At 72.9% G+C, this 19,948-nt stretch carries 23 protein-coding genes; 11 read left to right on the top strand and 12 right to left on the bottom strand.

Annotated elements, in window-relative coordinates; all coding sequences use genetic code 11:
* Nucleotides 1-167: 167 nt before the first annotated feature.
* Complete coding sequence (locus ACZ5D2_RS39760; protein WP_266838796.1) at nt 168-815, bottom strand: TetR family transcriptional regulator; 648 nt, start codon at nt 813-815, stop codon at nt 168-170.
* Between the two features lie 228 nt (nt 816-1,043).
* Here ACZ5D2_RS39760 and ACZ5D2_RS39755 point away from each other — a divergent pair, with 228 nt between their 5' ends.
* The 3 genes from ACZ5D2_RS39755 (at nt 1,044) to ACZ5D2_RS39745 (ending at nt 4,268) form a co-directional block, all read left to right on the top strand.
* Nucleotides 1,044-2,366, top strand: a complete 1,323-nt coding sequence (locus ACZ5D2_RS39755) for a glycosyltransferase family 4 protein (RefSeq protein ID WP_371678716.1) — start codon at nt 1,044-1,046, stop codon at nt 2,364-2,366.
* 73 nt (nt 2,367-2,439) lie between these two features.
* Entirely contained in the window at nt 2,440-3,174 is a 735-nt protein-coding gene (locus ACZ5D2_RS39750; protein ID WP_266838794.1) for a class I SAM-dependent methyltransferase, read from the top strand.
* Nucleotides 3,171-4,268: a prenyltransferase/squalene oxidase repeat-containing protein gene (locus ACZ5D2_RS39745; RefSeq protein WP_371678717.1), complete on the top strand. Its 1,098-nt coding sequence runs from the start codon at nt 3,171-3,173 to the stop codon at nt 4,266-4,268. The genes ACZ5D2_RS39750 and ACZ5D2_RS39745 overlap by 4 nt, the downstream gene beginning before the upstream one ends.
* A 91-nt stretch (nt 4,269-4,359) precedes the next feature.
* On the opposite strand, the gene ACZ5D2_RS39740 is transcribed toward ACZ5D2_RS39745, so the two are convergent.
* Nucleotides 4,360-4,674, bottom strand: a complete 315-nt coding sequence (locus ACZ5D2_RS39740) for a hypothetical protein (protein ID WP_371678718.1) — start codon at nt 4,672-4,674, stop codon at nt 4,360-4,362.
* A gap of 112 nt (nt 4,675-4,786) precedes the next feature.
* Here ACZ5D2_RS39740 and ACZ5D2_RS39735 point away from each other — a divergent pair, with 112 nt between their 5' ends.
* Nucleotides 4,787-5,425 (top strand): hypothetical protein, encoded by a 639-nt coding sequence (locus ACZ5D2_RS39735; RefSeq protein ID WP_371678719.1) that lies wholly within the window; start codon nt 4,787-4,789, stop codon nt 5,423-5,425.
* Between the two features lie 75 nt (nt 5,426-5,500).
* On the opposite strand, the gene ACZ5D2_RS39730 is transcribed toward ACZ5D2_RS39735, so the two are convergent.
* From ACZ5D2_RS39730 to ACZ5D2_RS39715, 4 genes are all read right to left on the bottom strand, one after another.
* Nucleotides 5,501-5,878 carry a peptidoglycan-binding domain-containing protein gene (locus tag ACZ5D2_RS39730; RefSeq protein WP_468936499.1) on the bottom strand — a complete coding sequence of 126 codons (378 nt, stop codon included), beginning with the start codon at nt 5,876-5,878 and terminating at the stop codon, nt 5,501-5,503.
* A 31-nt stretch (nt 5,879-5,909) separates the two neighbouring features.
* Entirely contained in the window at nt 5,910-6,920 is a 1,011-nt protein-coding gene (locus tag ACZ5D2_RS39725) for an LLM class F420-dependent oxidoreductase (RefSeq protein WP_371678721.1), read from the bottom strand.
* Between the two features lie 127 nt (nt 6,921-7,047).
* On the bottom strand, nt 7,048-7,890 hold the full coding sequence (locus ACZ5D2_RS39720) for a hypothetical protein (RefSeq protein WP_371681288.1): 843 nt from the start codon (nt 7,888-7,890) through the stop codon (nt 7,048-7,050).
* Between the two features lie 156 nt (nt 7,891-8,046).
* Nucleotides 8,047-9,051 carry an N-acetylmuramoyl-L-alanine amidase gene (locus tag ACZ5D2_RS39715; RefSeq protein WP_371678723.1) on the bottom strand — a complete coding sequence of 335 codons (1,005 nt, stop codon included), beginning with the start codon at nt 9,049-9,051 and terminating at the stop codon, nt 8,047-8,049.
* Between the two features lie 217 nt (nt 9,052-9,268).
* Between ACZ5D2_RS39715 and ACZ5D2_RS39710 the strand changes: the two genes are divergently transcribed.
* Nucleotides 9,269-10,144 (top strand): class I SAM-dependent methyltransferase, encoded by an 876-nt coding sequence (locus ACZ5D2_RS39710; RefSeq protein WP_468936494.1) that lies wholly within the window; start codon nt 9,269-9,271, stop codon nt 10,142-10,144.
* A gap of 63 nt (nt 10,145-10,207) precedes the next feature.
* On the opposite strand, the gene ACZ5D2_RS39705 is transcribed toward ACZ5D2_RS39710, so the two are convergent.
* The 3 genes from ACZ5D2_RS39705 to ACZ5D2_RS39695 form a co-directional block, all read right to left on the bottom strand.
* The gene (locus ACZ5D2_RS39705) at nt 10,208-10,849 is read right to left on the bottom strand and encodes a class I SAM-dependent methyltransferase (RefSeq protein ID WP_371678726.1); all 642 of its coding nucleotides are present in this window, start codon (nt 10,847-10,849) and stop codon (nt 10,208-10,210) included.
* 161 nt (nt 10,850-11,010) lie between these two features.
* Nucleotides 11,011-12,855, bottom strand: coding sequence for a serine/threonine-protein kinase (locus ACZ5D2_RS39700; protein ID WP_371678728.1), 1,845 nt, complete (start codon nt 12,853-12,855; stop codon nt 11,011-11,013).
* A 92-nt stretch (nt 12,856-12,947) separates the two neighbouring features.
* The gene (locus ACZ5D2_RS39695; RefSeq protein ID WP_468936488.1) at nt 12,948-13,358 is read right to left on the bottom strand and encodes an ATP-binding protein; all 411 of its coding nucleotides are present in this window, start codon (nt 13,356-13,358) and stop codon (nt 12,948-12,950) included.
* An 83-nt stretch (nt 13,359-13,441) separates the two neighbouring features.
* On the opposite strand from ACZ5D2_RS39695, the gene ACZ5D2_RS39690 reads away from it, so the two are divergent.
* A complete protein-coding gene (locus tag ACZ5D2_RS39690; RefSeq protein ID WP_371678731.1) occupies nt 13,442-14,290 on the top strand; it encodes a helix-turn-helix domain-containing protein in 849 nt (282 codons plus the stop codon).
* Nucleotides 14,250-14,438 (top strand): DUF397 domain-containing protein, encoded by a 189-nt coding sequence (locus tag ACZ5D2_RS39685; RefSeq protein ID WP_371678732.1) that lies wholly within the window; start codon nt 14,250-14,252, stop codon nt 14,436-14,438. The genes ACZ5D2_RS39690 and ACZ5D2_RS39685 overlap by 41 nt, the downstream gene beginning before the upstream one ends.
* Before the next feature lie 4 nt (nt 14,439-14,442).
* Here the strand turns inward: ACZ5D2_RS39685 and ACZ5D2_RS39680 are convergent, their stop codons facing one another.
* Together ACZ5D2_RS39680 and ACZ5D2_RS39675 are read right to left on the bottom strand one after the other, a co-directional pair.
* A complete protein-coding gene (locus ACZ5D2_RS39680) occupies nt 14,443-14,952 on the bottom strand; it encodes a RipA family octameric membrane protein (RefSeq protein WP_371678733.1) in 510 nt (169 codons plus the stop codon).
* Nucleotides 14,953-14,985: 33 nt separating this feature from the next.
* Complete coding sequence (locus ACZ5D2_RS39675) at nt 14,986-16,011, bottom strand: hypothetical protein (RefSeq protein WP_371678734.1); 1,026 nt, start codon at nt 16,009-16,011, stop codon at nt 14,986-14,988.
* A gap of 92 nt (nt 16,012-16,103) precedes the next feature.
* Here ACZ5D2_RS39675 and ACZ5D2_RS39670 point away from each other — a divergent pair, with 92 nt between their 5' ends.
* From ACZ5D2_RS39670 to ACZ5D2_RS39655, 4 genes are read left to right on the top strand one after another with little or no spacing between them, the layout of a single operon-like run.
* Nucleotides 16,104-17,702: a serine/threonine-protein kinase gene (locus ACZ5D2_RS39670; RefSeq protein WP_468936482.1), complete on the top strand. Its 1,599-nt coding sequence runs from the start codon at nt 16,104-16,106 to the stop codon at nt 17,700-17,702.
* Complete coding sequence (locus ACZ5D2_RS39665; RefSeq protein ID WP_468936479.1) at nt 17,699-18,208, top strand: serine/threonine-protein kinase; 510 nt, start codon at nt 17,699-17,701, stop codon at nt 18,206-18,208. The genes ACZ5D2_RS39670 and ACZ5D2_RS39665 overlap by 4 nt, the downstream gene beginning before the upstream one ends.
* A 27-nt stretch (nt 18,209-18,235) precedes the next feature.
* Nucleotides 18,236-18,847, top strand: coding sequence for a serine/threonine-protein kinase (locus ACZ5D2_RS39660; RefSeq protein WP_468936476.1), 612 nt, complete (start codon nt 18,236-18,238; stop codon nt 18,845-18,847).
* Nucleotides 18,848-18,900: 53 nt separating this feature from the next.
* On the top strand, nt 18,901-19,425 hold the full coding sequence (locus tag ACZ5D2_RS39655; RefSeq protein ID WP_371678738.1) for a P-loop nucleotide/nucleoside kinase family protein: 525 nt from the start codon (nt 18,901-18,903) through the stop codon (nt 19,423-19,425).
* A gap of 90 nt (nt 19,426-19,515) precedes the next feature.
* Here the strand turns inward: ACZ5D2_RS39655 and ACZ5D2_RS39650 are convergent, their stop codons facing one another.
* Nucleotides 19,516-19,818, bottom strand: coding sequence for a hypothetical protein (locus ACZ5D2_RS39650; RefSeq protein WP_468936473.1), 303 nt, complete (start codon nt 19,816-19,818; stop codon nt 19,516-19,518).
* Nucleotides 19,819-19,948 lie beyond the last annotated feature (130 nt).

The raw sequence follows: 19,948 nt of genomic DNA, 5'->3' as shown, positions 1-19,948 counted from the left end.
GGCCATCGCGAAGCGACGCGACCGAAGGGAGCGCCCTTGACAGCCCGGCCCGACGCGGAAGGACGATGAGACTGACGGGAAACCCCCAAACCCTCTCTGACACGGGCCGAGTCGAGTCCCGCCGCCCCCCCCCGGCCCCGCCCAGCCCCCCGCCCCCTACGCTGCGATCAAGCCTTTTCCGGGGACGTCAGGTCGATCAGGCGGCAGACCGTTTCAATGTCGATCTTGACCTGGGCGATCGAGGCGCGGCCCGAGAGCCAGGTGATCAGGGCCGAGTGCCAGGTGTGCTCGATGACGCGGACCGCCGAGAGCTGTTCCGCCGTCGGCGGGGCGTCCAGGCCCATCGCGTCCAGGATGATGGCCGTGGTCAGCCGGGAGACCGTGTCGACCTCGGGGCTCACGCTGCGGTCGGCGAAGGTCAGGGCGCGGACCATGGCGTCGGCCAGGTGGGGTTCGCGCTGGAGGGCGCGGAAGGCGCGCATGAGGGTCTCCGCCACCCGCGCCGCCGGCTCGTCGCCCGCCGGGGGGCGTTTGCGCAGTGTCGTGTGCATGTGCTGGAGCTGGTCCTGCATGGTGGCCACCAGGAGGTGCACCTTGGAGGGGAAGTACCGGTACAGCGTGCCGAGGGCGACGCTGGAGGACTCCGCGACCTCGCGCATCTGCACGGCGTCGAAGCCGCCCCGGCTCGCCAGTTGTGCGCTGGCGTGCAGGATCCGGCGGCGGCGGGCCTCCTGGCGCTCCGTCAGGGGAGGGGACGCCGGCGTGGTCGCCGATGTGGTCGCCGCTGCCGCGACCGCCTTCGCTTCCGCTGTCATGTGTCCCGTTCCTGGCGTTCCGTGTCGTTGCGGGGGAGCTGATTCCGGGAGGGTCCGGGGCCAGCATCTCAGGCGTCCGAGCCGTGGCGCGAATCACCTGCTCCGCCTCTTACGGTGTGGTTTCCGGCCGGTAGATTCAATGGTCTTCGACGGATCAAGTCTGAAACTTGTTCTACATTATCCGAGCGGTTACGCTCCGGCGAAAGTGCAGGGAGAAGGGGGCCGAGAGTGACCGCAGAGGCCATGGTGACAAGCCCTTTCGCGGGTTCCGCCACCGACGGCGACCGCCCGTTGCGCATCGCACTCCTCACCTATAAGGGGAACCCGTTCTGCGGCGGCCAGGGCGTCTACGTCCGCCACCTCTCGCGCGAGCTCGTGAAGCTGGGCCACACCGTCGAGGTGATCGGCTCACAGCCCTACCCGGTGCTCGACACCGGCGCCACGCTCACCGAGCTGCCGAGCCTGGACCTGTACCGCAGCCCCGATCCCTTCCGCACTCCGAAGCGCGACGAGTACCGGGACTGGATCGACGCGCTGGAGGTCGCCACCATGTGGACCGGCGGCTTCCCCGAGCCGCTGACCTTCTCGCTCCGCGCCCGCCGCCACCTGCGTGCCCGCCGGGCCGAGTTCGACGTCATCCACGACAACCAGACCCTCGGCTACGGCCTGTTGGGGGACATCGGCGCACCCCTGGTGACGACCGTCCACCACCCCATCACCGTCGACCGCAAACTCGACCTCGCCGCCGCCAAGGACCGCAAGAAGCGCCTCTCCGTCCGCCGTTGGTACGCCTTCACGCGCATGCAGGGCCGCGTCGCCCGCCGGCTGTCCTCCGTGCTGACCGTCTCCGGCTCCTCCCGGCAGGAGATCGCCGAGCACCTCGGTGTGCGCGACGACCGCATCCACGTCGTGCACATCGGCGCCGACACCGACCTCTGGTCGCCGGACGCGTCCGTCGCGGAGGTGCCCGGACGGATCGTCACCACCTCCAGCGCCGACGTCCCGCTCAAGGGCCTCGTCCACCTCGTCGAGGCGCTCGCCAAGCTCCGCACCGAGCGCGCCGACGCCCACCTCGTCGTCGTCGGCAAGCGCGCCGAGAGCGGCCCGGTCGCCCGCGCGATCGAGAAGTACGACCTCCAGGACGCGGTCCGGTTCGTCAAGGGCATCACCGACGCCGAGCTCGTCGACCTGGTGCGCAGCGCCCAGGTCGCCTGCGTGCCCTCCCTCTACGAAGGCTTCTCGCTCCCGGCGGCCGAGGCCATGGCCACCGGCACGCCCCTGGTCGCGACCACCGGCGGGGCCATCCCCGAGGTGGCGGGGCCGGACGGCGAGACCTGTCTGGCCGTGCCGCCCGGTGACGCGGGGGCACTGTCCGCCGCGCTGGGCCGGCTGCTGGGCGACGCGGACCTGCGCGCCCGCCTCGGAGCCGCCGGGCGGGAGCGGGTCCTGGCCCGGTTCACCTGGGCCAAGGCCGCCGAGGGCACGGTGCGGTACTACAGAGCCGCGATCGAGCAGGCCGCGGCCGTCCGCGCCGGCCGCGCGTCGCGGTGACCTGCCGCCCCCACCGCTTCCCCCCTCCCATCCGCACCACCTCTCACCCCCGCGACCGCGAAGGCAGGACCCCGTGCTGACCGTCGATTTCTCCCGGTTCCCGCTCGCCGCAGGCGACCGCGTACTCGACCTGGGCTGCGGCGCAGGCCGGCACGCCTTCGAGTGTTACCGGCGCGGCGCCCAGGTGGTCGCCGTCGACCGCAACGGCGAGGAGATCCGCGAGGTCGCCAAGTGGTTCGCCGCCATGAAGGAGGCCGGTGAGGCCCCGGCCGGGGCCACCGCCACCGCCATGGAGGGCGACGCCCTCGCCCTGCCCTTCCCCGACGATTCCTTCGACGTCGTCATCATCTCCGAGGTGATGGAGCACATCCCCGACGACAAGGGCGTCCTCGCCGAGATGGTGCGCGTGCTCAAGCCCGGAGGCCGCATCGCCATCACCGTGCCCCGCTACGGCCCGGAGAAGATCTGCTGGGCGCTGTCCGACGCCTACCACGAGGTAGAGGGCGGCCACATCCGCATCTACAAGGCGGACGAGCTGCTCGGCAAGATGGAGGCCGCGGGGCTCAAGCCGTACGGCACCCACCACGCGCACGGCCTGCACTCCCCGTACTGGTGGCTCAAGTGCGCCTTCGGCGTGGACAACGACAAGGCGCTCCCGGTCAAGGCTTACCACAAGCTGCTGGTCTGGGACATCATGAAGAAGCCGCTGGCGACCCGCCTCGCCGAGCAGGCGCTCAACCCGGTCATAGGCAAGAGCTTCGTGGCGTACGCGACCAAGCCGCACCTCCCCGTGGGCGCGGCCCAGTGACCTCGCCCGGCCGCACCGTGCCCGAGGTGCCCGAACACCTGGTCCTCGACGGGGTCCTGACGGCCGAGGAGGCCGCGGCCACCGTCGCCGGGATCCTGGCGGCGCAGCGCGCCGACGGGGCGATACCCTGGTTCCGGGGCCACCACCTCGACCCGTGGGACCACACCGAGGCCGCGATGGCCCTGGACGTGGCGGGCGAGCACGAGGCCGCGGAGCGCGCCTACGACTGGCTGGTGCGCCACCAGAACGAGGACGGCTCCTGGTACGCCGCCTACGCGGACCGCCCCGAGGGGGTGGACACCGCCGCGCCGCAGGACGCGAGCCGCGAGTCCAACTTCGTGGCGTACATAGCCGTCGGCGTGTGGCACCACTACCTCGCCACCGGCGACGACCCCTTCCTGGACCGGATGTGGCCGGCGGTCTACGCGGCCGTCGAGTTCGTCCTGGGCCTCCAGCAGCCGGGCGGCGAGATCGGCTGGAAGCGGGAGTCCGACGGCGGCGCCGTCACCGACGCCCTGCTCACCGGCTCCTCCTCCATCCACCAGGCCCTGCGCTGCGCCCTGGCGATCGCCGACCACCGCGGTGACCCGCAGCCCGACTGGGAGCTGGCGACGGGCGCGCTCGCGCACGCCGTGCGCCACCACCCGGAGCGGTTCCTGGACAAGTCGCACTACTCGATGGACTGGTACTACCCGGTGCTCGGCGGCGCGCTGTCGGGTGCGCGGGCGAAGGCGCGGATCGAGGCGCGCTGGGAGGAGTTCGTCGTCCCGGACCTGGGGGTGCGGTGCGTGCTGCCGAACCCGTGGGTGACGGGCGGGGAGTCCTGCGAGCTGGCGCTGACGCTCTGGGTGATGGGCGAGTCGGACCGGGCGCTGGAGATCCTGCGCTCGATCGGCCACCTGCGCGACGGGAACGGCATGTACTGGACGGGGTACGTCTTCGACGACCGGGCGGTGTGGCCGGTGGAGCAGACGACCTGGACGGCGGGCTCGCTGCTGCTCGCGGTGGCGGCGCTGGGCGGGGACGAGGCCACGGGAGAGGTGTTCGGGGGCCTCGCGCTGCCGCGCGGTCTGGAACCGGACTGCTGCCGCTGACCTCCGCCCGTCCCGGGCCACCGGAAGCGGCGGCCCGGGACGGGCTCGAAAGGGGCCCGGGAGGGGCGCGGGCCGGCTCCCGGCTCCCGGCTCAGCGCCGGGCGAGGCGGCCGGCCACGGCGTGGCCGGCGAAACCGTAGACGAGTGCGGCCAGCCCGTAGCCGACGACCACCTGTACCCAGGCGCGGTCGAAGGTGAACAGGTCGTAGGACCAGCCCGCGAGCCAGTCGGCGGCGTCGTGGACGAAGGAGACCAGGGCGTTGCCCTGGTTGGCGTCCAGCAGCCACAGGGCGATCCACAGGAGGATCAGGAGGGCGGCGGCGTCCGCCACCAGGACGATCGCCCTGGCCACCGGATTGCCGCCACGGGCGGTCGAGCGGGCATGTGCTCGGGTGTATGGGGACATGTCCCGCGTGTTGCCGCGCGGCCGCCGGGCAAACCCGAACGGGCCGCCCGAGTGGTGTGGCGGCCGGGCCGGGGTGAGGCTGCGGGGGACACCTCAGTCCCCGGAGGCAACCGTGCGCGTACCCACGACCGTCCGATTCCGCCGAGCCCTCACCGCGGTGGTCCTGTCCACCGCGCTGCTGGCCGGTGCCACCGCGTGCGGCGGCGGCAGCGACCAGGGCCGGGGGGAGGAGATCTCCTCGGCCGCCGCCACGGAGCTGGCCGTCCTCGCGGCCGCCGAGCCGGCGGCCGCCGAGCAGGACGAACTGGCCGCGGCGACGCCCTCGCCCAGTACCTCCGCCGAGAGGCAGAAGTTCGCGAAGACCCGCTTCGTGGCCAACGCGGGCCTCGCGGCCGGCGCGACGTACCAGTGGATCATCAAGCCGTACCAGGCGGGCAAGTTCAAGAAGGGTGCGAAGGGCCGTACGTTCGCGCTGATCAAGGCGGGTCTGGCCGGTGCCTTCGCCTACAACCGGCTCAAGGCGGCGTCCGAGAACGCCAAGGGCGACCCGCTGCTGTCGAAGGCGATGGTCCCGCTGACGGCGGGCATCGAGTCCCTGAAGGGCCTGGCGGGCAAGCTCCGCAAGGGCCAGGCCGGCGATGCGGACATCAGCTCCTTCCAGGACGTCATCAACGGCGTGAAGACGGCGGGCCAGAACTCGGGTGCCCCGGTGACCGACCAGGTCCCGAGCCTCTCCCAGCTGGGCGGATAGTCCCGCCGCGGACGAACGGGCACCCGCCCGCCGGACTCCGGCGGGCGGGTGCCCGGACGCGTCGCCGCGGTGGGGTCAGTTGAGGACGACGCTGTGCGAGGGCACGTAGTGGCCGCAGCGGGTGGCCTTCGTGAAGTCGCCGGTCGTCCAGGGGTTGCGCTTGACGTGTTCGAGCACGGCCTGGCCCGTGTCCTGGCCGAAGACGCCGTCGATCTGCAGTTCACGGGTGGCCCAGGTGCGGTTGGACAGCTCCTGGAGCCTCCTGACGCCGAGCTCGGTCTGGGGGCCGAACTTGCCGTCCTCCAGGAGGTGCAGGTTGGTGTAGGCGTTCACGAAGAACTGGACGCACTGGACCGACCGGCCGGGGTTGGGGTAGCCGTACCCGACGTTGGGGATGCCGGGGTCGGCGACGGCGGATCCTATCGGTCTGGCCTGAACTCTACTGACCGCCAAGCCGGTTGGCCGCCCGCCCCCGGATGCCGCCCTAGCCGTTCAGCTCCGCCAGCACCCGCAGGGTGTGCGGGTCGGGGGCGGTCACCAGGAGGTCGGTGACGGGCCCCTTGCGCCAGAGTTCGAGCCGTTCCGCGATCCGTTCGCGCGGCCCGACCAGTGAGATCTCGTCGGCGAACGCGTCCGGGACGGCGAGCACCGCCTCCTCGCGCCGCCCCGCGAGGAACAGCTCCTGGACGCGGTGGGCCTCCTCCTCGTAGCCCATCCGCGCCATGAGGTCGGCGTGGAAGTTGCGGGCCGCGTGGCCCATGCCCCCGATGTAGAAGCCGAGCATCGCCTTGACGGGGAGCAGCCCGGCGGCGACGTCCTCGCAGACCGCGGCGCGGGCCATCGGGGCGATCATGAACCCCGCGGGCAGGTCGGCCAGCGAGGCCCGGTAGACGTCGGTGCGGGTGGGCGACCAGTACAGGGGCAGCCAGCCGTCCGCGATCCGGGTGGTCTGGGCGATGTTCTTCGGCCCCTCCGCCCCCAGCAGCAGCGGCAGGTCCGCGCGCAGCGGGTGGGTGATGGGCTTGAGGGGCTTGCCGAGGCCGGTGCCGTCCTCGCCGCGGTACGGGTGGTGGTGGAAGCGGCCGTCGAGGGCGACGGGGGCCTCGCGGCGCAGCACCTGACGGACGACGTCGACGTACTCCCGGGTCGCGGTGAGCGGGCTCGCCGGGAAGGGGCGCCCGTACCAGCCCTCCACCACCTGCGGTCCGGACAGGCCCAGGCCCAGCATCATCCGGCCGCCGGAGAGATGGTCGAGGGTGAGGGCGTGCATGGCGGTCGCGGTGGGGGTGCGGGCGGCCATCTGGGCGATGGCGGTGCCGAGGCGGATCCGGGAGGTGTGCGCGGCGATCCAGGTCAGGGGGGTGAAGGCGTCGGAGCCCCAGGCCTCGGCGGTCCACACCGAGTCGTAGCCGAGGCGTTCCGCCTCGGTGGCGAGGTCGAGGTGGGCCGGGCTGGGCCCGCGGCCCCAGTAGCCGAGTGCGAGTCCGAGGCGCATGGGGGTCCCTCCGAGAGGCCGTTGGCCCATATCTGACGCTGCGTCAGGTGACTGTAGGGCAAGCGGCTCCCGCCGGGAAGGGCGAAGGCCCCCCGCCCGTGGGGGCGGGGGGCCTTCGGTGCGGGGGTCAGCCCCGCTGGATGTTCGAGGTGTCGTTCAGGACGCCGCGGCGGCCGTCCTGGGTCTGGGCGATCAGGGACGAGGGGCCCCGCTGGTCGACGGCCAGGTACCAGGTGCCCGGCGCGAGCTCCGCGATCGGGGCGGGGGAGCCGTCCTCGCCGAAGAGGGGACGGGCCTCCGGCACCGCGAACCAGAACGGCGCGAACGCCGCCGCGGCCGGCTGCGACGGGGACTGCTGCTGCGGGGGCTGCTGCCCCGCGTCCTGCGGGCCCGGCGCGGGCGCGGCCGGGCCGCCTCCGTAGGGCGGGACGGGCTGCGGGGTGGACCCGTACGGGCTCTGCTGCTGCGGGCCGCCCGGGTAGCCGTACCCGCTGCCCGGCTGCTGCGCGTGGCCGCCGTAGGGCGCGGGGGCGACGGGTCCGGGCTCCGGGACGAGCGGTCCCGCGAGCGCGGGGATCTTCGAACCGGCGAGGGTTACGCCCGCCAGGGCCAGCGTCGCCAGGAAGGCGAGGATGCAGCCGGGGCCCAGGTCGAGGCGGGTCGGGGTGACGATCAGCGACCACAGGGCGTTCCAGACGGCCGCCACCGCCAGCACCGCGCCCCAGGCCGTCAGCGGCAGCCCGCCCAGCTTGCGGCCCTCGGGCTGGAAGCGCGCACCGATCAGCAGGCCCGCCGCGACGAACCCGGTCAGGAAGACCGTCGGGAGGACCAGCCCGTAGGAGTCCGTGTCCCACGCGCTCGGCATGTCCACGTTGGTGGCGGAGTAGAAGTCGAGGAACGAGGCGATGAACAGCAGCACCGCTGCTCCGATCACCACGCCGTCGCCTCGTGTGAGGGAGCGGATGTTCACGTCTCTGATGTCCTTCTCGGTCTCGGTCGTCTCGTGGCGCCGCGGTCGCGTGGGCGGACCGGGGCTGAGCGGGGGCGGCGGCACCATGGTACGGAGTCTCCCGCGGCCGAGAGGATCGGGGCGGGGGGACGCCCCGTCAGGGGCTTCCCCCCGGGGTTACCCCCCGAGGAATCCGACGATGCCGTCCGCGATGCCCTGTGCCGCCTTCTGCCGCCACTCCGGACTCGTCAGCTGCGCCGCGTCCTTGCTGTCACGCATGTTGCCGCATTCGATGAACACCTTGGGCCGGGTCGACAGATTGAGACCGCCCAGATCGTCGCGGACGACCAATCCGGTACCGGAGCCCAGGTAGTTGGCGGGGGCGGAGCCGGTGGTCCGGGAGAAGTTGCTGCCGATGCGTTCGCCCAGCTGGCGGGAGGGTCCGACGATCGCGGCGGTGTCGGCGCCGCCCGCCTTGACCTTGGCCGGGAGGATGACGTGGTAGCCGCGGTTGCCCGCGGAGACGCCGTCCGCGTGGACGGACACGACGGCGTCGGCGCGGGCCTCGTTGCCGATCCGCGCGCGCTCGTCGATGCAGGGGCCCCAGGGGCGGGCGGTGCCGGCCTCGTGGGTGAGCACCACCTTCAGTCCGCGGCCCTCCAGGAGGGTGCGCAGCCGCCGGGACACGTCCATGCTGAACTCGGCTTCCATGTAACCCGAGTTGGTGGTGGTGCCGGTGGTGTCGCATTCCTTGCGGTTGGTGCCGATGTCCACCTGGCGGTCGATCTCGTCGGTGTGCTGGAAGTTCCCGGTGTTGTGCCCGGGGTCGATGACGACCGTCTTGCCCGCGAGGGGCCCCTTGGCCGGAGCGGGTGCCGCCGCCGTACCGGAGGCGGACGCGGAGGCCGCCGCGGGCGCGGGTGCCGCCGCGCCGCCCTGCGCGCCCGGGGAGGTGCTGGACTTCGCGTCGGCCGCCGCCGCGTGCGATGCCGGGTGCGGGGCGGGGCCGGGCCGCGGGCCGTCCGTCCCCGCCAGGGTCTGGGTCAGGACCCAGCCCGCGAGGACGGTCGGGGCGAGCACCGCGACCGCCACCGCGAGGGTGGAGCGGCGCGCGTACCAGCGCCGGTCGGGGCTGATGGAGTCGCGGGACTCGGGGGCCGGGGAACTGTCGTCGTAGCGCACCTCGCGATGCTAGAACGCCCGACCGGCACCCGTACGGACCCTGCTCCATCCGGGGGCGTGGTGCGATCAGCCCTTTGTATGCCGGGATCGCCGGGGCGCTCCCGGACCGGCCCCGCGCGCCGCCCTTCGATTCGTTACCGAACCACAATGCGGAGGCCCTTCCGATATTGATAGATTTGTGATACCATGCGCAAAATGGCCGGTAGTGTCTCTGTGCATGACAAGCAATGGACAGCCGAGCCGGACGGCGCTCATGGCGGCCGCGGCGCGCGCGGCGCACCTCCTCGTCGACGACGGCCCCCCGATCTTCGCCGACACCCTGGCGCACACCTTCCTGGGGCAGGACGCCGAGGAGCTCCTCGGATACCACCGGTCCTACGGTGCCCACCCCGTTCTGGCCGGCGCGCGGACGACCGCCGTCACCCGAGGCCGCTACACGGAGGACCGGCTGGCCGAGCTGGCCCACCGGGGCGTCGACCAGTACGTGATCCTCGGCGCGGGGCTGGACTCCTTCGCCTACCGGTCGGAACTCGCCGCCCGTGTCGCGGTGTTCGAGGTCGACCTGCCCGCCACCCAGGAGTGGAAGCGGGCACTGCTGGCTGCGACGGGGACCGAGGTCCCCCCGTCCGCGGCCTTCGTCCCCTTCGACTTCGAACAGGAGCCCGCACACGCGCTGGCCGGCCACCTCGCGAGGGCCGGCTTCGACCCGCGCCGGCCCGCCCTGGTCAGCTGGCTGGGCGTGACGATGTACCTCACCCGGGAGGCGGTCGGGCAGACGCTGGCCGCCATCAGCGGCTTCCCGCCCGGCACCGAACTCGTCATGGAGCACCTCCTGCCGGCCGGACTGCGCGATGAAGCGGGGCAGTCGTACGCGGAAGCGGTCATGGCGGCGGCGGCCGCGCAGGGCGAGCCCTGGAGGACGTTCCTGAGCGTCGAGCAGGCGGACGCCCTCCTGCGCGAGCACCGGCTGAACCCGGTCGAGTACGTCCGGCAGCGCGAGATCATGGACCCGGCGGGGCGGGAACGCACCGACGCGCTCCGCCCGTTCGGTCTGTCGGTGCTCGCCCGGGCGAGCGTTCCCGCCCGGCCGTGACAGCGCGCACCCACGCATCCCCGCCGGCCGGGGACCTGAACGAACTGCCCGCGAAGAACGGAGCTACAGGCCGGCCCCGGTACGGCGCAGGACGCGCAGGGAGTCCGTGACGGACACCTCCTCGAAGGCGCCCGAGGCCAGCGCGCGCAGGTAGATCCGGTACGGGGCCTGCCCGCCGTCGGCCGGGTCGGGGAACACGTCGTGGATCACCAGCGTCCCGCCCACCGCCAGGTGCGGGACCCAGCCCTCGTAGTCGCCGGTCGCGTGCTCGTCGGTGTGGCCGCCGTCGATGAACACGAACCCGAGCGGGCCGCCCCAGGCCGCCGCGACCTGCGGCGAGCGGCCTACCAGGGCGATGACGTGCTCCTCCAGCCCCGCCTTGTGCAGGGTGCGGCGGAAGGTCGGGAGGGTGTCCATCAGACCGACCTCCGGGTCCACCACCGTCGGGTCGTGGTACTCCCAGCCCGGCTGCTGCTCCTCGCTGCCCCGGTGGTGGTCGACGGTGAGCGCGGGCACGCCCGCCTCGCGTGCGGCGTCGGCCAGCAGGATGGTCGAGCGCCCGCAGTACGTGCCGACCTCCAGCAGCGGCAGCCCGAGCCCGGCCGCGTCGGTGGCCGCCGCGTACAGCGCGAGGCCCTCGCCCACGGGCATGAACCCCTTGGCGGCCTCGAAGGCGGCCAGGGTCTGCGGCTTGGGGGTGGCCATGTCGTTCCTCCTGCTGAGCTGCGAGTGAGTGCCGGGCCATGCTGCCCTACCGTCGGGTAGGGCGCTACGGGCGGGGGCCGCCGGCCCCGTCCGGAAGGGCCCGCGCGGCCCGGCGGCTCCGAGGCCCCGCGCGCTCAGGAGCCTCGGGGGCTTCCGGCGCCTCAGCGGCCGAAGAGCCGGGACAGGCCGCCGCCCAGGTCCGAGATCCGGTCCTCGCGCAGCGCCCGCCGGAAGTCGTCGCGGGTCTCCGTCACCTCGCGGGTCAGCCAGTGGGTGTTGCCGGCCGTCAGGTGGAGCCGGTGCAGCAGCGCCTTCAGGTGCGGGAGTGCGCGGCCCGGTTCCCCCGCCTCCCCGACGCTGCGCAGCACCCGGTACGCGGTCTGCGGGTCGCCGCGTTCCGCCATCGCCGCGAGGTCGGGGTACAGCCGCAGGTACAGGGGCGCGGCGGTGACGAAGTCGCCGAGCAGCCAGGCGTCGTGCGCCAGCCGCCGCCGTACGTCGAGCAGCACCGGGCTGTCGGCGGGCAGCCGCCGCTCCAGGTCGGGCAGGAGCGGCGCCAGCCAGCCGCGCTCGGCGTGCGCCTGCGCGGCGGTCTCGGAGCCCCACCGCCCGTCGCGGACCGCGTCACCGCGCTGGAGCGCCCCGGCCAGGTGGTAGCGGGCGGACAGCGTGACGGGGTCGTCGGCGCCCAGGACCCGGCCCGCCTGCTCGATGATCTCGCGCAGCTCGGCCTCGTGGCGGCGGCCGTCGCCCGGCCCGTAGGCCGCGGCCTCGCCGACGTGGGCGGCACGCGCCGCGATGGTGTCGGGATGCTCCAGGCCGAGCACCCGCACCATCCGCGGCAGGATGCGCTCCAGGTCGGTGGGGGAGTGCCCGCGCACGGTCATGGCCCGGTGGTAGGAGGCCCGCACCGTCAGCGCGTCCTGGGCGCCCAGCTCCTCCGTCAGGTCGGCGACCAGCATGTCCAGCCGTACCACCCGGTCGGCCGGGGCGTCGTCGAGCACCTGCGTCAGCCGCCGCTGGAACATCGACCGGACGGGGTCCCCGGCGGCCGTGTGCACGGTCGGGGAATAGGAGGGCGGGGGCGGGGGCGGGGGCGGGGATGATGCGACGGGGACGGACGCGGCGGGCGTGGCTGGGGCGGGAGTGATGGCCGGGGCGGAGGGGGCGGCGGCGTCCCGGGCGATCCCGGCGAGTCTGCCGCTCACCTCCCGGGCGTCGGCCGGCCGCTCGTGCGGGTCCTTCGCGAGCAGTGCCAGCACCAGGGCGTCCAGCGCGGCCGGGATCCCCTCGCGCAGCGAACCGGGCGCGGGCGGCGCGGTCGTCAGGTGGTGCGCGAGCAGCTCGTGCATCTCGCGGGCGGGGAAGGGCCGACGGCCGGTCAGCAGTTCCGTCAGCACGCAGCCGAGGGCGTACAGATCGGCCCGCCCGTCGACGGGGACCCCGTTCGCCCCGCCGGTCCAGCGCTCCGGCGCCATGTAGGGGAACGATCCGATGATCATCCCGGTGGCCGTCAGCTCCGTCCCGGGGGCGCCCGAGGACTTGGCGATCCCGAAGTCGAGGACCTTGACCACGCCGCTCTCGGTGACCATCACATTGGCCGGCTTGACGTCCCGGTGGACGATCCCGGCGTCATGCGCGGCCCCGAGCGCGTCCGCGATCCGCGCGGCCCACTCCAGGGCGTCCGGCAGGTCCGGCACCCCGGAGTCCAGGACCTCGGCGAGGCTGCGGCCCTGGAGCAGCTCCATGACCAGGAACACGGCGTCGCGCCCGGCCCGTTCGGTACGGCCGAAGTCGTGGATGGTGGCGATGTTGGGGTGCGCCAGGTTTCCGGCGAGGCTCGCCTCGCGCTCGAACCGGCGCGTCTCCTCCGGCGTCTGCGGATATCCGATCTTCACCGCGACCCAGCGGCCCACCCGGGAGTCCTTGGCCCGCCAGACCTCACCGAAGCCGCCCCGGCCGAGCAACTCGTCCAGCTCGTAACGCTCTTCGATGATCTCCCGCACGCCCCTCGGCCCCCGTCGCCCCTTGATCGTCCACTCGCAGGGGCATTATCTCCGGGCGGGGGAGGGCGGGGCCGGTTCCCCGTCGTCATCCGTCATCCGTCGCACTCGAACCACACCGTCTTCCCGGCCTGCCGGGGCAGCACGCCCCAGCGGTCGGTGACCGCCTGCACCAGCCGCAGCCCCCGCCCTGCCTCGGCGAGGGGATCGCCGCCCGGCGTCATGCGCGGGGGCGCGGGGCACTTGTCGGTCACCTCCACCCGCAGCCCGCCCGGCCTGCGCTGGATCAGCACCGAGCAGCCCCGGTCGGGCACGTGCCGCACGACGTTGGCGACCAGCTCCGTCAGCGCGAGCCCGGCGCCGTCGGCCACCCCGTCGAGGCCCCAGCGGACGAGGAACCACCGGAGGATCCGCCGCATGTGCCCGGCGGAGTGCTCACTGACGGTGAAGCCCATGCGGTAGGTGCCGCCAATTTCCGTGCTGGGGTACCCAGTTGCGTGATTCATGCCATCAGGTTGGGGTCGCGCGGTTACGCTCGGCTACAGACCGAACTGAACGCCGTACGGCGTGAACTTGGGGTGACCGCCTCATGGTCAACATCCGCAATCTCGACCCCAGCGCCTCGCCGCTGGACTACTACGGCTCCGAACTTCGCCGCCTGCGGGAGGAAGCCGACCTGAAGCAAGAGGACTTGGGCGCCATCGTCTTCTGCACGGGGTCCCTGATCGGGCAGATCGAGACGGCCCGGAAGGTCCCGACCCGCGACTTCTCGGAGCGGATCGACGCGGCGCTGGGGACGGACGGGGCCTTCTCCCGGCTGGTGGGGCTGGTGCTGAGGAGCCAGCTGCCGACGTGGTTCCAGGCGTACGCGGAGATGGAGGCGAAGGCGGCGTACATCTCGACGTTCCAGGCGCAGCTGGTGTACGGGCTGCTGCAGACGCCGGAGTACGCGCGGGCGGTGCTGGGTGTGCGGACGGAAGGGGATCTCGACGCCAAAGTGGCGGCCCGCATGGAGCGGCAGCGCATCATGGACCGCGAGAACCCGCCACTGATGTGGGTCGTACTGAGCGAGGCCGTGCTGCATCAGGAAATCGGTGGCCGAGAGGTCATGCGGAACCAACTCGCTCACTTGTTGGCCCTGGAAGGGCGGGAGTGGGTGGAGGTCCAGATCCTGCCCTTCGATGCGGGCGCCCATGTGGGACTGGACGGTACGTTCACCCTTCTGCGGTTCGACGACGACCCGGACATCGTCTATACCGAGGACTTCGTCCAGGGCCATATGACGGCCAATCCGCAAGCCCTCAGGGAGGGTTGTCTCCGTTACGATCACCTCCAGGCCGCCGCTCTCTCCGTGGAGGACTCGGCGGCGCTGATCGCCCGCGTAATGGAGGAGCGTTATGGACACCAAGCAGAACCTGACGGGCGCGCGGTGGCGTAAGTCCTCGTACAGCGGCACCACTGGTGGTGAATGCGTAGAAGTCGCCGCCCAGCCCTGCCTCATCGCCGTCCGGGACTCCAAGAACCCCGAAGGCCCCGCTTTCACCGTCAGCCCCGCCGCCTTCGCGGCGTTCGTGCGCGGGCTCTGAGCGTTCAGAGCACGAGCGCGAGGAAGCCCAGTACGTACGCGGCGGCGAAGATCGGCGGGACCCACTGTTCGACCTGGGTCAGCGGCAGGTACGTGCGCCAGTCGCGGCCATGACCCAGGACGGACCACTCCGCCTCCGAGTAGACGAAGGCGGGGAGCTTCTTCTCCAGTGCGCCGATCACCGCGTATTTCGCCGCGTTGAGCTGCCGGTAGGACCGCATCATCACGAACCAGGTGAAGCACTGGGTCAACAGGATGAGCAGCCCGGCTAACGGGGCCAGGATCGACACGCCCTGCCAGGTGTCTCCGTCCAGGGCCGCCGCGGTGGCCACCGCGGCGGTGTTGACGGACAGGAAGAACGTGTTGGCGAGGCTGCGCCGGCCGCTGACCCGGTCGGCCATCTCGACGTAGGTCTTGTACTGCTCCAGTATCGCGGCCTGGTACTTCTCGCCCGTGTCCGCGTAGGACGCCGCGCTGACGTTCCGGTTCCAGAGCTTGTCATCGATGTTGTCCATGCGGACCAGGGTTCCCGATGGGTGCCGCCCGCGTCAGGCCCTTTGGCCGTCCCGGACCGGCAGCTCCGACAAGGGGCCGATGACCGGCTCCAGCTCGCGGGTCAGCAGGCGGCGCACGGTCTTGAACCAGCGCACGCGCGGGACGACCGGCTCGAACGGGATGAAGGTCGCGCCCCAGTGCTGGTCGAAGGAGATGATCCCCTTGAGCGGCAAGTCCCACTTCTCCTCCCTGATTCTCCTCCTGCGAGGGCGTGGCCCCGGCCAGTCCGGCAGTGTGGGCATCGGCGGCCACCCCGGGGCCGGCGTGGCGGTCGTCGGGCGGCCGGAGCGGGCGCTGTACTCGCGGGCGGCGGCCGTGCGGAAGATGTCGTAGACCTCGGGGCCGGAGTAGATCAGCAGGACCAGACGGGTCGGCGGGAGGGTGCGCAGGGCTTCGGTGAACTCCCAGAGCGTGCCCGGGCCGGGCGCGGCGGACAGGGCCACCACGTGGGCGCCCCGGATCAGCTCGCTGACCGTGCCTTGCCAGTCGTCGAGCGGGAGATAGCCGCGTTCCGCACCGAGCAGGGGCAGCCGCTCGCCCGGCTGCCCGATGGCCACGACCCGGCCGAGGCGGGCGAACTGGCGGACCAGGAAGTGCTCCTCCGTCAGCCAGGGCAGCTCGTAGGGCGAACGGAACAACCAGCCGGGGGCCTCGTCCGGAGTTCTGGACATCCGGTCGTCGAGGAGGAAGGGACGCAGGTAGAGGACGTACGACACGTCGCGGAGCTGGGCGAACGAGGTGATGACCGGCGCCAGGTGTTGCTTGCCCCGGAGGCGGAGACGGGACCCGTAGGCGTAGGCCAGCCCGCCGGAGCCCAGGACGGCCACCGTGATCGCTATCCGCACCCACAGGGGCAGCCGCTCGGTGTCGGGGTCCGCATCGGATATGAGCGCCCGGAACAGCCCGCTGCCGCTGAAGGCCGCGATCAGTCCCACCGTGCGCAGCGTCAGTCCCGTGCCCAGCAGCAGGCGCCCCCGGGACCCGCTCTGGGCGGCCGCCCCGTTCGGTAACTGTTCCACCGGTTGTGCGTCCCTGCCCATGCCGTTCCCCGTTCAGCGGAATTGACGGATCTGTAGGATCCCCTCCCGTACCGGGCGAGGGGTAGGGGCTCATGCAGGTTCTAGGGGCCGCCGGGCCGACGCACGTGGGGCCGTTCCGGGCCGTCGCGGTGCTCGGGCGGGGTGGCATGGGCCGGGTGCTGCTGGCCGTGGGGCCCGACGGGCAGCTCGCGGCCGTCAAGCAGGTGCACGCCGAGCTCGCCCGGGACGAAGGGTTCCGGGCCCGCTTCCGGCGTGAGGTCGAGGCCTCCGGCAAGGTCTCCGGGGCCTACACCGCCCCCGTGATCGACGCGGACCCGGAAGCGGAGACGCCCTGGCTGGCCTCCCGCTTCGTCGCCGGGCCCGCCCTGAGCCAGGCCCTGGACGAGGGCGGGCCGCTGCCCGAGTACGCGGTGCGGCGGCTGGCGTCCGGGCTGGCGCACGCGCTGGCCGACGTCCACGGGGCCGGGCTGATCCACCGCGACCTCAAACCGTCGAACGTGCTGCTCGCCGAGGACGGAGTCCGGGTCATCGACTTCGGCATCGTGCGGGCCGTCGGGGACCAGACCCGGATCACGCACACCGGCATGCTGATCGGCTCGCCCTCGTTCATGTCGCCGGAGCAGGCCCTGGGGCAGGAACTCACCCCGGCCAGCGACGTGTTCTCGCTCGGCGCCACCCTCGTCGCGGCCTGCACCGGGAGGGTGCCGTTCGGCGGCGGGGGCGCGGTGCCCAAGGTCCTGCTCGACGTGGTCCATGCCGAGCCCGACCTGGACGGGGTGCCGGCGGGCCTGCGCGGGATCGTGGAGCGGTGCCTCGCCAAGGACCCCGCCGCGCGGCCCGCGCCGTGGGAACTGCTCGACCTGGTCGGGCGGGTCCGGCCGGCCGAGGAGGCCTGGCCCGAGCCGGTGCCGCGGCTGACCGCCGAGCAGCGGGCGGAGGTGGCCGGGCTGGTGACCGTACCGCCTCCGCGTACCGTTCCCGCGCCGGATCCCGGGCCGCCGGTCGAGCCGCCGTCCGTCGAGCCGCCGCCCGTGCCGCGGCGCCGGTGGAACCCGTACCTGGTCGCGGCGGCCGTCGCGGTCGTCATGGCCGCCGCCACCGGACTGACGGCCACCGGGCGGCACTTCGTCTGGCTCGCGTACACCTCCGCCGTGCCGGAGAGCGTGCCGACCCCCGGCGGGATCCCGCTCGCGCAGGTGGGCGACAAGTACCGGCCGCAGCGGATGACCTGCGAGCAGCTCGCGTCGGGGATGACCGTACCGGCCGTGTTCGGCAAGCCGACGGGCCAGGGCCTGGCGGAGCACAACGGCGGTTGGGCGGGCCTGGACAACATCTGCGTCTGGCGGACCGGTGGCGGTGACGAGGTCTTCGTCTCCTGGCGGGTCTTCGTCTCCCGGCCCGGTGGGAAGACCGGCGCCGAGCAGGCGAAGAGCGCGTACGAGGACGGCTACCGACGCGGCGAGACCAGACGCGACGGCACCCTCGGCTTCGCCCAGGAGGGTCTGTGGCAGCAGAAGGGGAGGAAGGACGGCGAGAACTGCGTCCTGACCGCGCGGGACGTCAACCAGACGGTGTCCGTGTCCGTGAGCGGGGTCAACTATCCCCAGGGCCGGTGCGAGGCCCTCACCAGGAAGTTCGGCAAGAACGCCATGGAGGCGATTCCCCGATGATGAGGCCGCTCGGCGCCGGTGCCCCGGCCGTGGCGGGACCGTACCGGCTCCTCGCGGAGCTGGGCAGCGGCGGCATGGGCCGGGTCCTGTTGGGGGCCGGGCCGGACGGGCGGCTGGTCGCCGTCAAGCAGGTGCACGCCCGGTTCGCCGACGACGACGGCTTCCGGGCCCGCTTCCGGCGGGAGGTCGCCGCCTCCCGGAAGGTGTCCGGCGCGTACACGGCCGCCGTGATGGACGCCGACGCCGAAGCGCCGACCCCGTGGCTGGCCTCGGTGTTCGTGGCGGGGCCCTCGCTGGGCGCGGCCGTCGAGGCCCTGGGCACGCTGCCGGAGGAGACCGTACGCCCCCTCGCGGCCGGGCTGGTGACGGCGCTCGCGGAGATCCACCGGGCCGGGCTGATCCACCGGGACCTCAAGCCGGACAACGTGCTGCTCGCGGAGGGCGGCGTCCGGGTGATCGACTTCGGCATCGCGCGGGCCGCCGAGCGCGGGACGGACACCCCCTAGGGCAAGCCGCTGACCCCGGCGGGGGACGTGTTCTCGCTCGGGTCGGTCCTGGTGCTGGCGGCGACGGGCAGGAGTCCGTTCGCGGCGGCGACCACCCTCCAGATCCTCTACGACGTGGTCCACGCGGAGCCCGACCTGACCGCGGTGCCGGTGGGGCTGCGCGGGCTGGTGGAGCGGTGCCTGGCCAAGGACCCCGCCGCCCGGCCGGCCCCGGCCGAACTGCTCGCGCTGCTGGGTCCGGTAGCCCCGGTGGGCCGGCAGTGGCCGCCCGCGGTGTACCGGAACGCCGTGCCCGGAGCAGGCGAAGGGGATCGCCCGCGCCGCGGTCGAGGGCGTCCTCTGATCACCCTGCGGTGGGGGCCGGACGGCCGGGCCTCACCGCGGGGCGGGGGTCAGTGCCAGAGCCGGTACGGGCCGTCGTTCTCGGCGTGCAGGTGGACGCTGGAGCCGCTGGCGTCCAGGAAGCGGCCGGTGGCCTTGTTCTTCAGCTTCCAGGCGCTGCCGGTCCAGTTCCATGTGGACGTCGTCTTCGTAGCCGGTCAGGCACTCTCCGCCGTGGCCACGCGCTACGACAAGCGCGCCCATGTCTTCTACGGCACCGTCACCGTGGCCTCGATCCGCCTGTGGCTGAGGTCGTGATCAAGCATGTAAAGCGGTGGTCATCCGCCTGCCTGCCCTGACACGATCTGGGCGTGACCACGTTGTTCCTGATGGTCGGCCTGCCCGGGGCCGGCAAGACCACGCGTGCCCGGCAGCTCGCCGAGGAGCACGGTGCCCTGCGCCTGACGCCCGACGACTGGATGATCCCACTATTCGGTGTATCGGAAGCGGACGGGAAGCGCGACGTGCTGGAAGGGCGGATGCTCTGGCTCGCCCTGGAGGCGGTGAAGCTCGGCACCAACGTAGTGGTGGACTACGGTTGCTGGTCCCGAGACGAGCGGTCCGCGATCCGCTGGCTGGTGGCGGCCGAGAACGCGCGCTTCCGCATGATCTACCTGCCGGTAGACACTGCGACCCAACGGGCCCGGATCGCCCATCGCTGGGCGACCACCCCCGAGGAGACGTTGCCGATGTCCGAGGCCGACATCCTGCACGGACGGGCGCATTTCGAGGAGCCCGACACGGCGGAACTCGACGGGCACACGATCGACAGCCCACCGCGCGGGTGGCTGAGCTGGCGGGAATGGGCGGCCGACCGGTGGCCGTCGTTCGCGTGACGGCTTTGGCCCACGACAAAGCCGCGGTGCCGGACGTACCCGCACCAGCCCGCAAAGATCCGCCGGACAGGCCCTGGTGGCGGGCGCCGCTCAGTGGTCGGCGTCGGGGAGCGGTCCGGCCTTGGTGACGGCCCCGGTCCAGTAGTCGGGCAGGTCGGCGGGCCGCCAGGAGACTTCCAGTTCCCGGTGGGTCAGCTCCTCGGCCCGGCGGTGGAGCGCGCTCTGTGCCGTCCCGGGCCCACACGTGGGCTCGGGCTGGTCGAGGTGGCCGTCGGCGACGCCGACCGGCGCCTCGAAGTACACGGCGTACCGCCACCGGTCCGGCGTGCGGTACAGGACGAGCGTCTTCGGGGTCCCGATCCTGCGCCAGTACGGCGTCCTCGTGTTTCCCATGGGGGAAGTATCGGCGACGGCCGACCGGCCGCCGGGCTAGGGGGTGTCTGACGGATATCCGCGGCGTCGCGACGCCCGGCACGCACTCTCGCCGCACCGACCGAAAGCCCAAGTACGTCCAGTACGCGGG

The sequence above is a fragment of the Streptomyces sp. NPDC031479 genome, from assembly GCF_055581065.1.
Note: the sequence above shows the minus strand (reverse complement) of the source record. Positions and strands in the feature narration are given on the sequence as shown.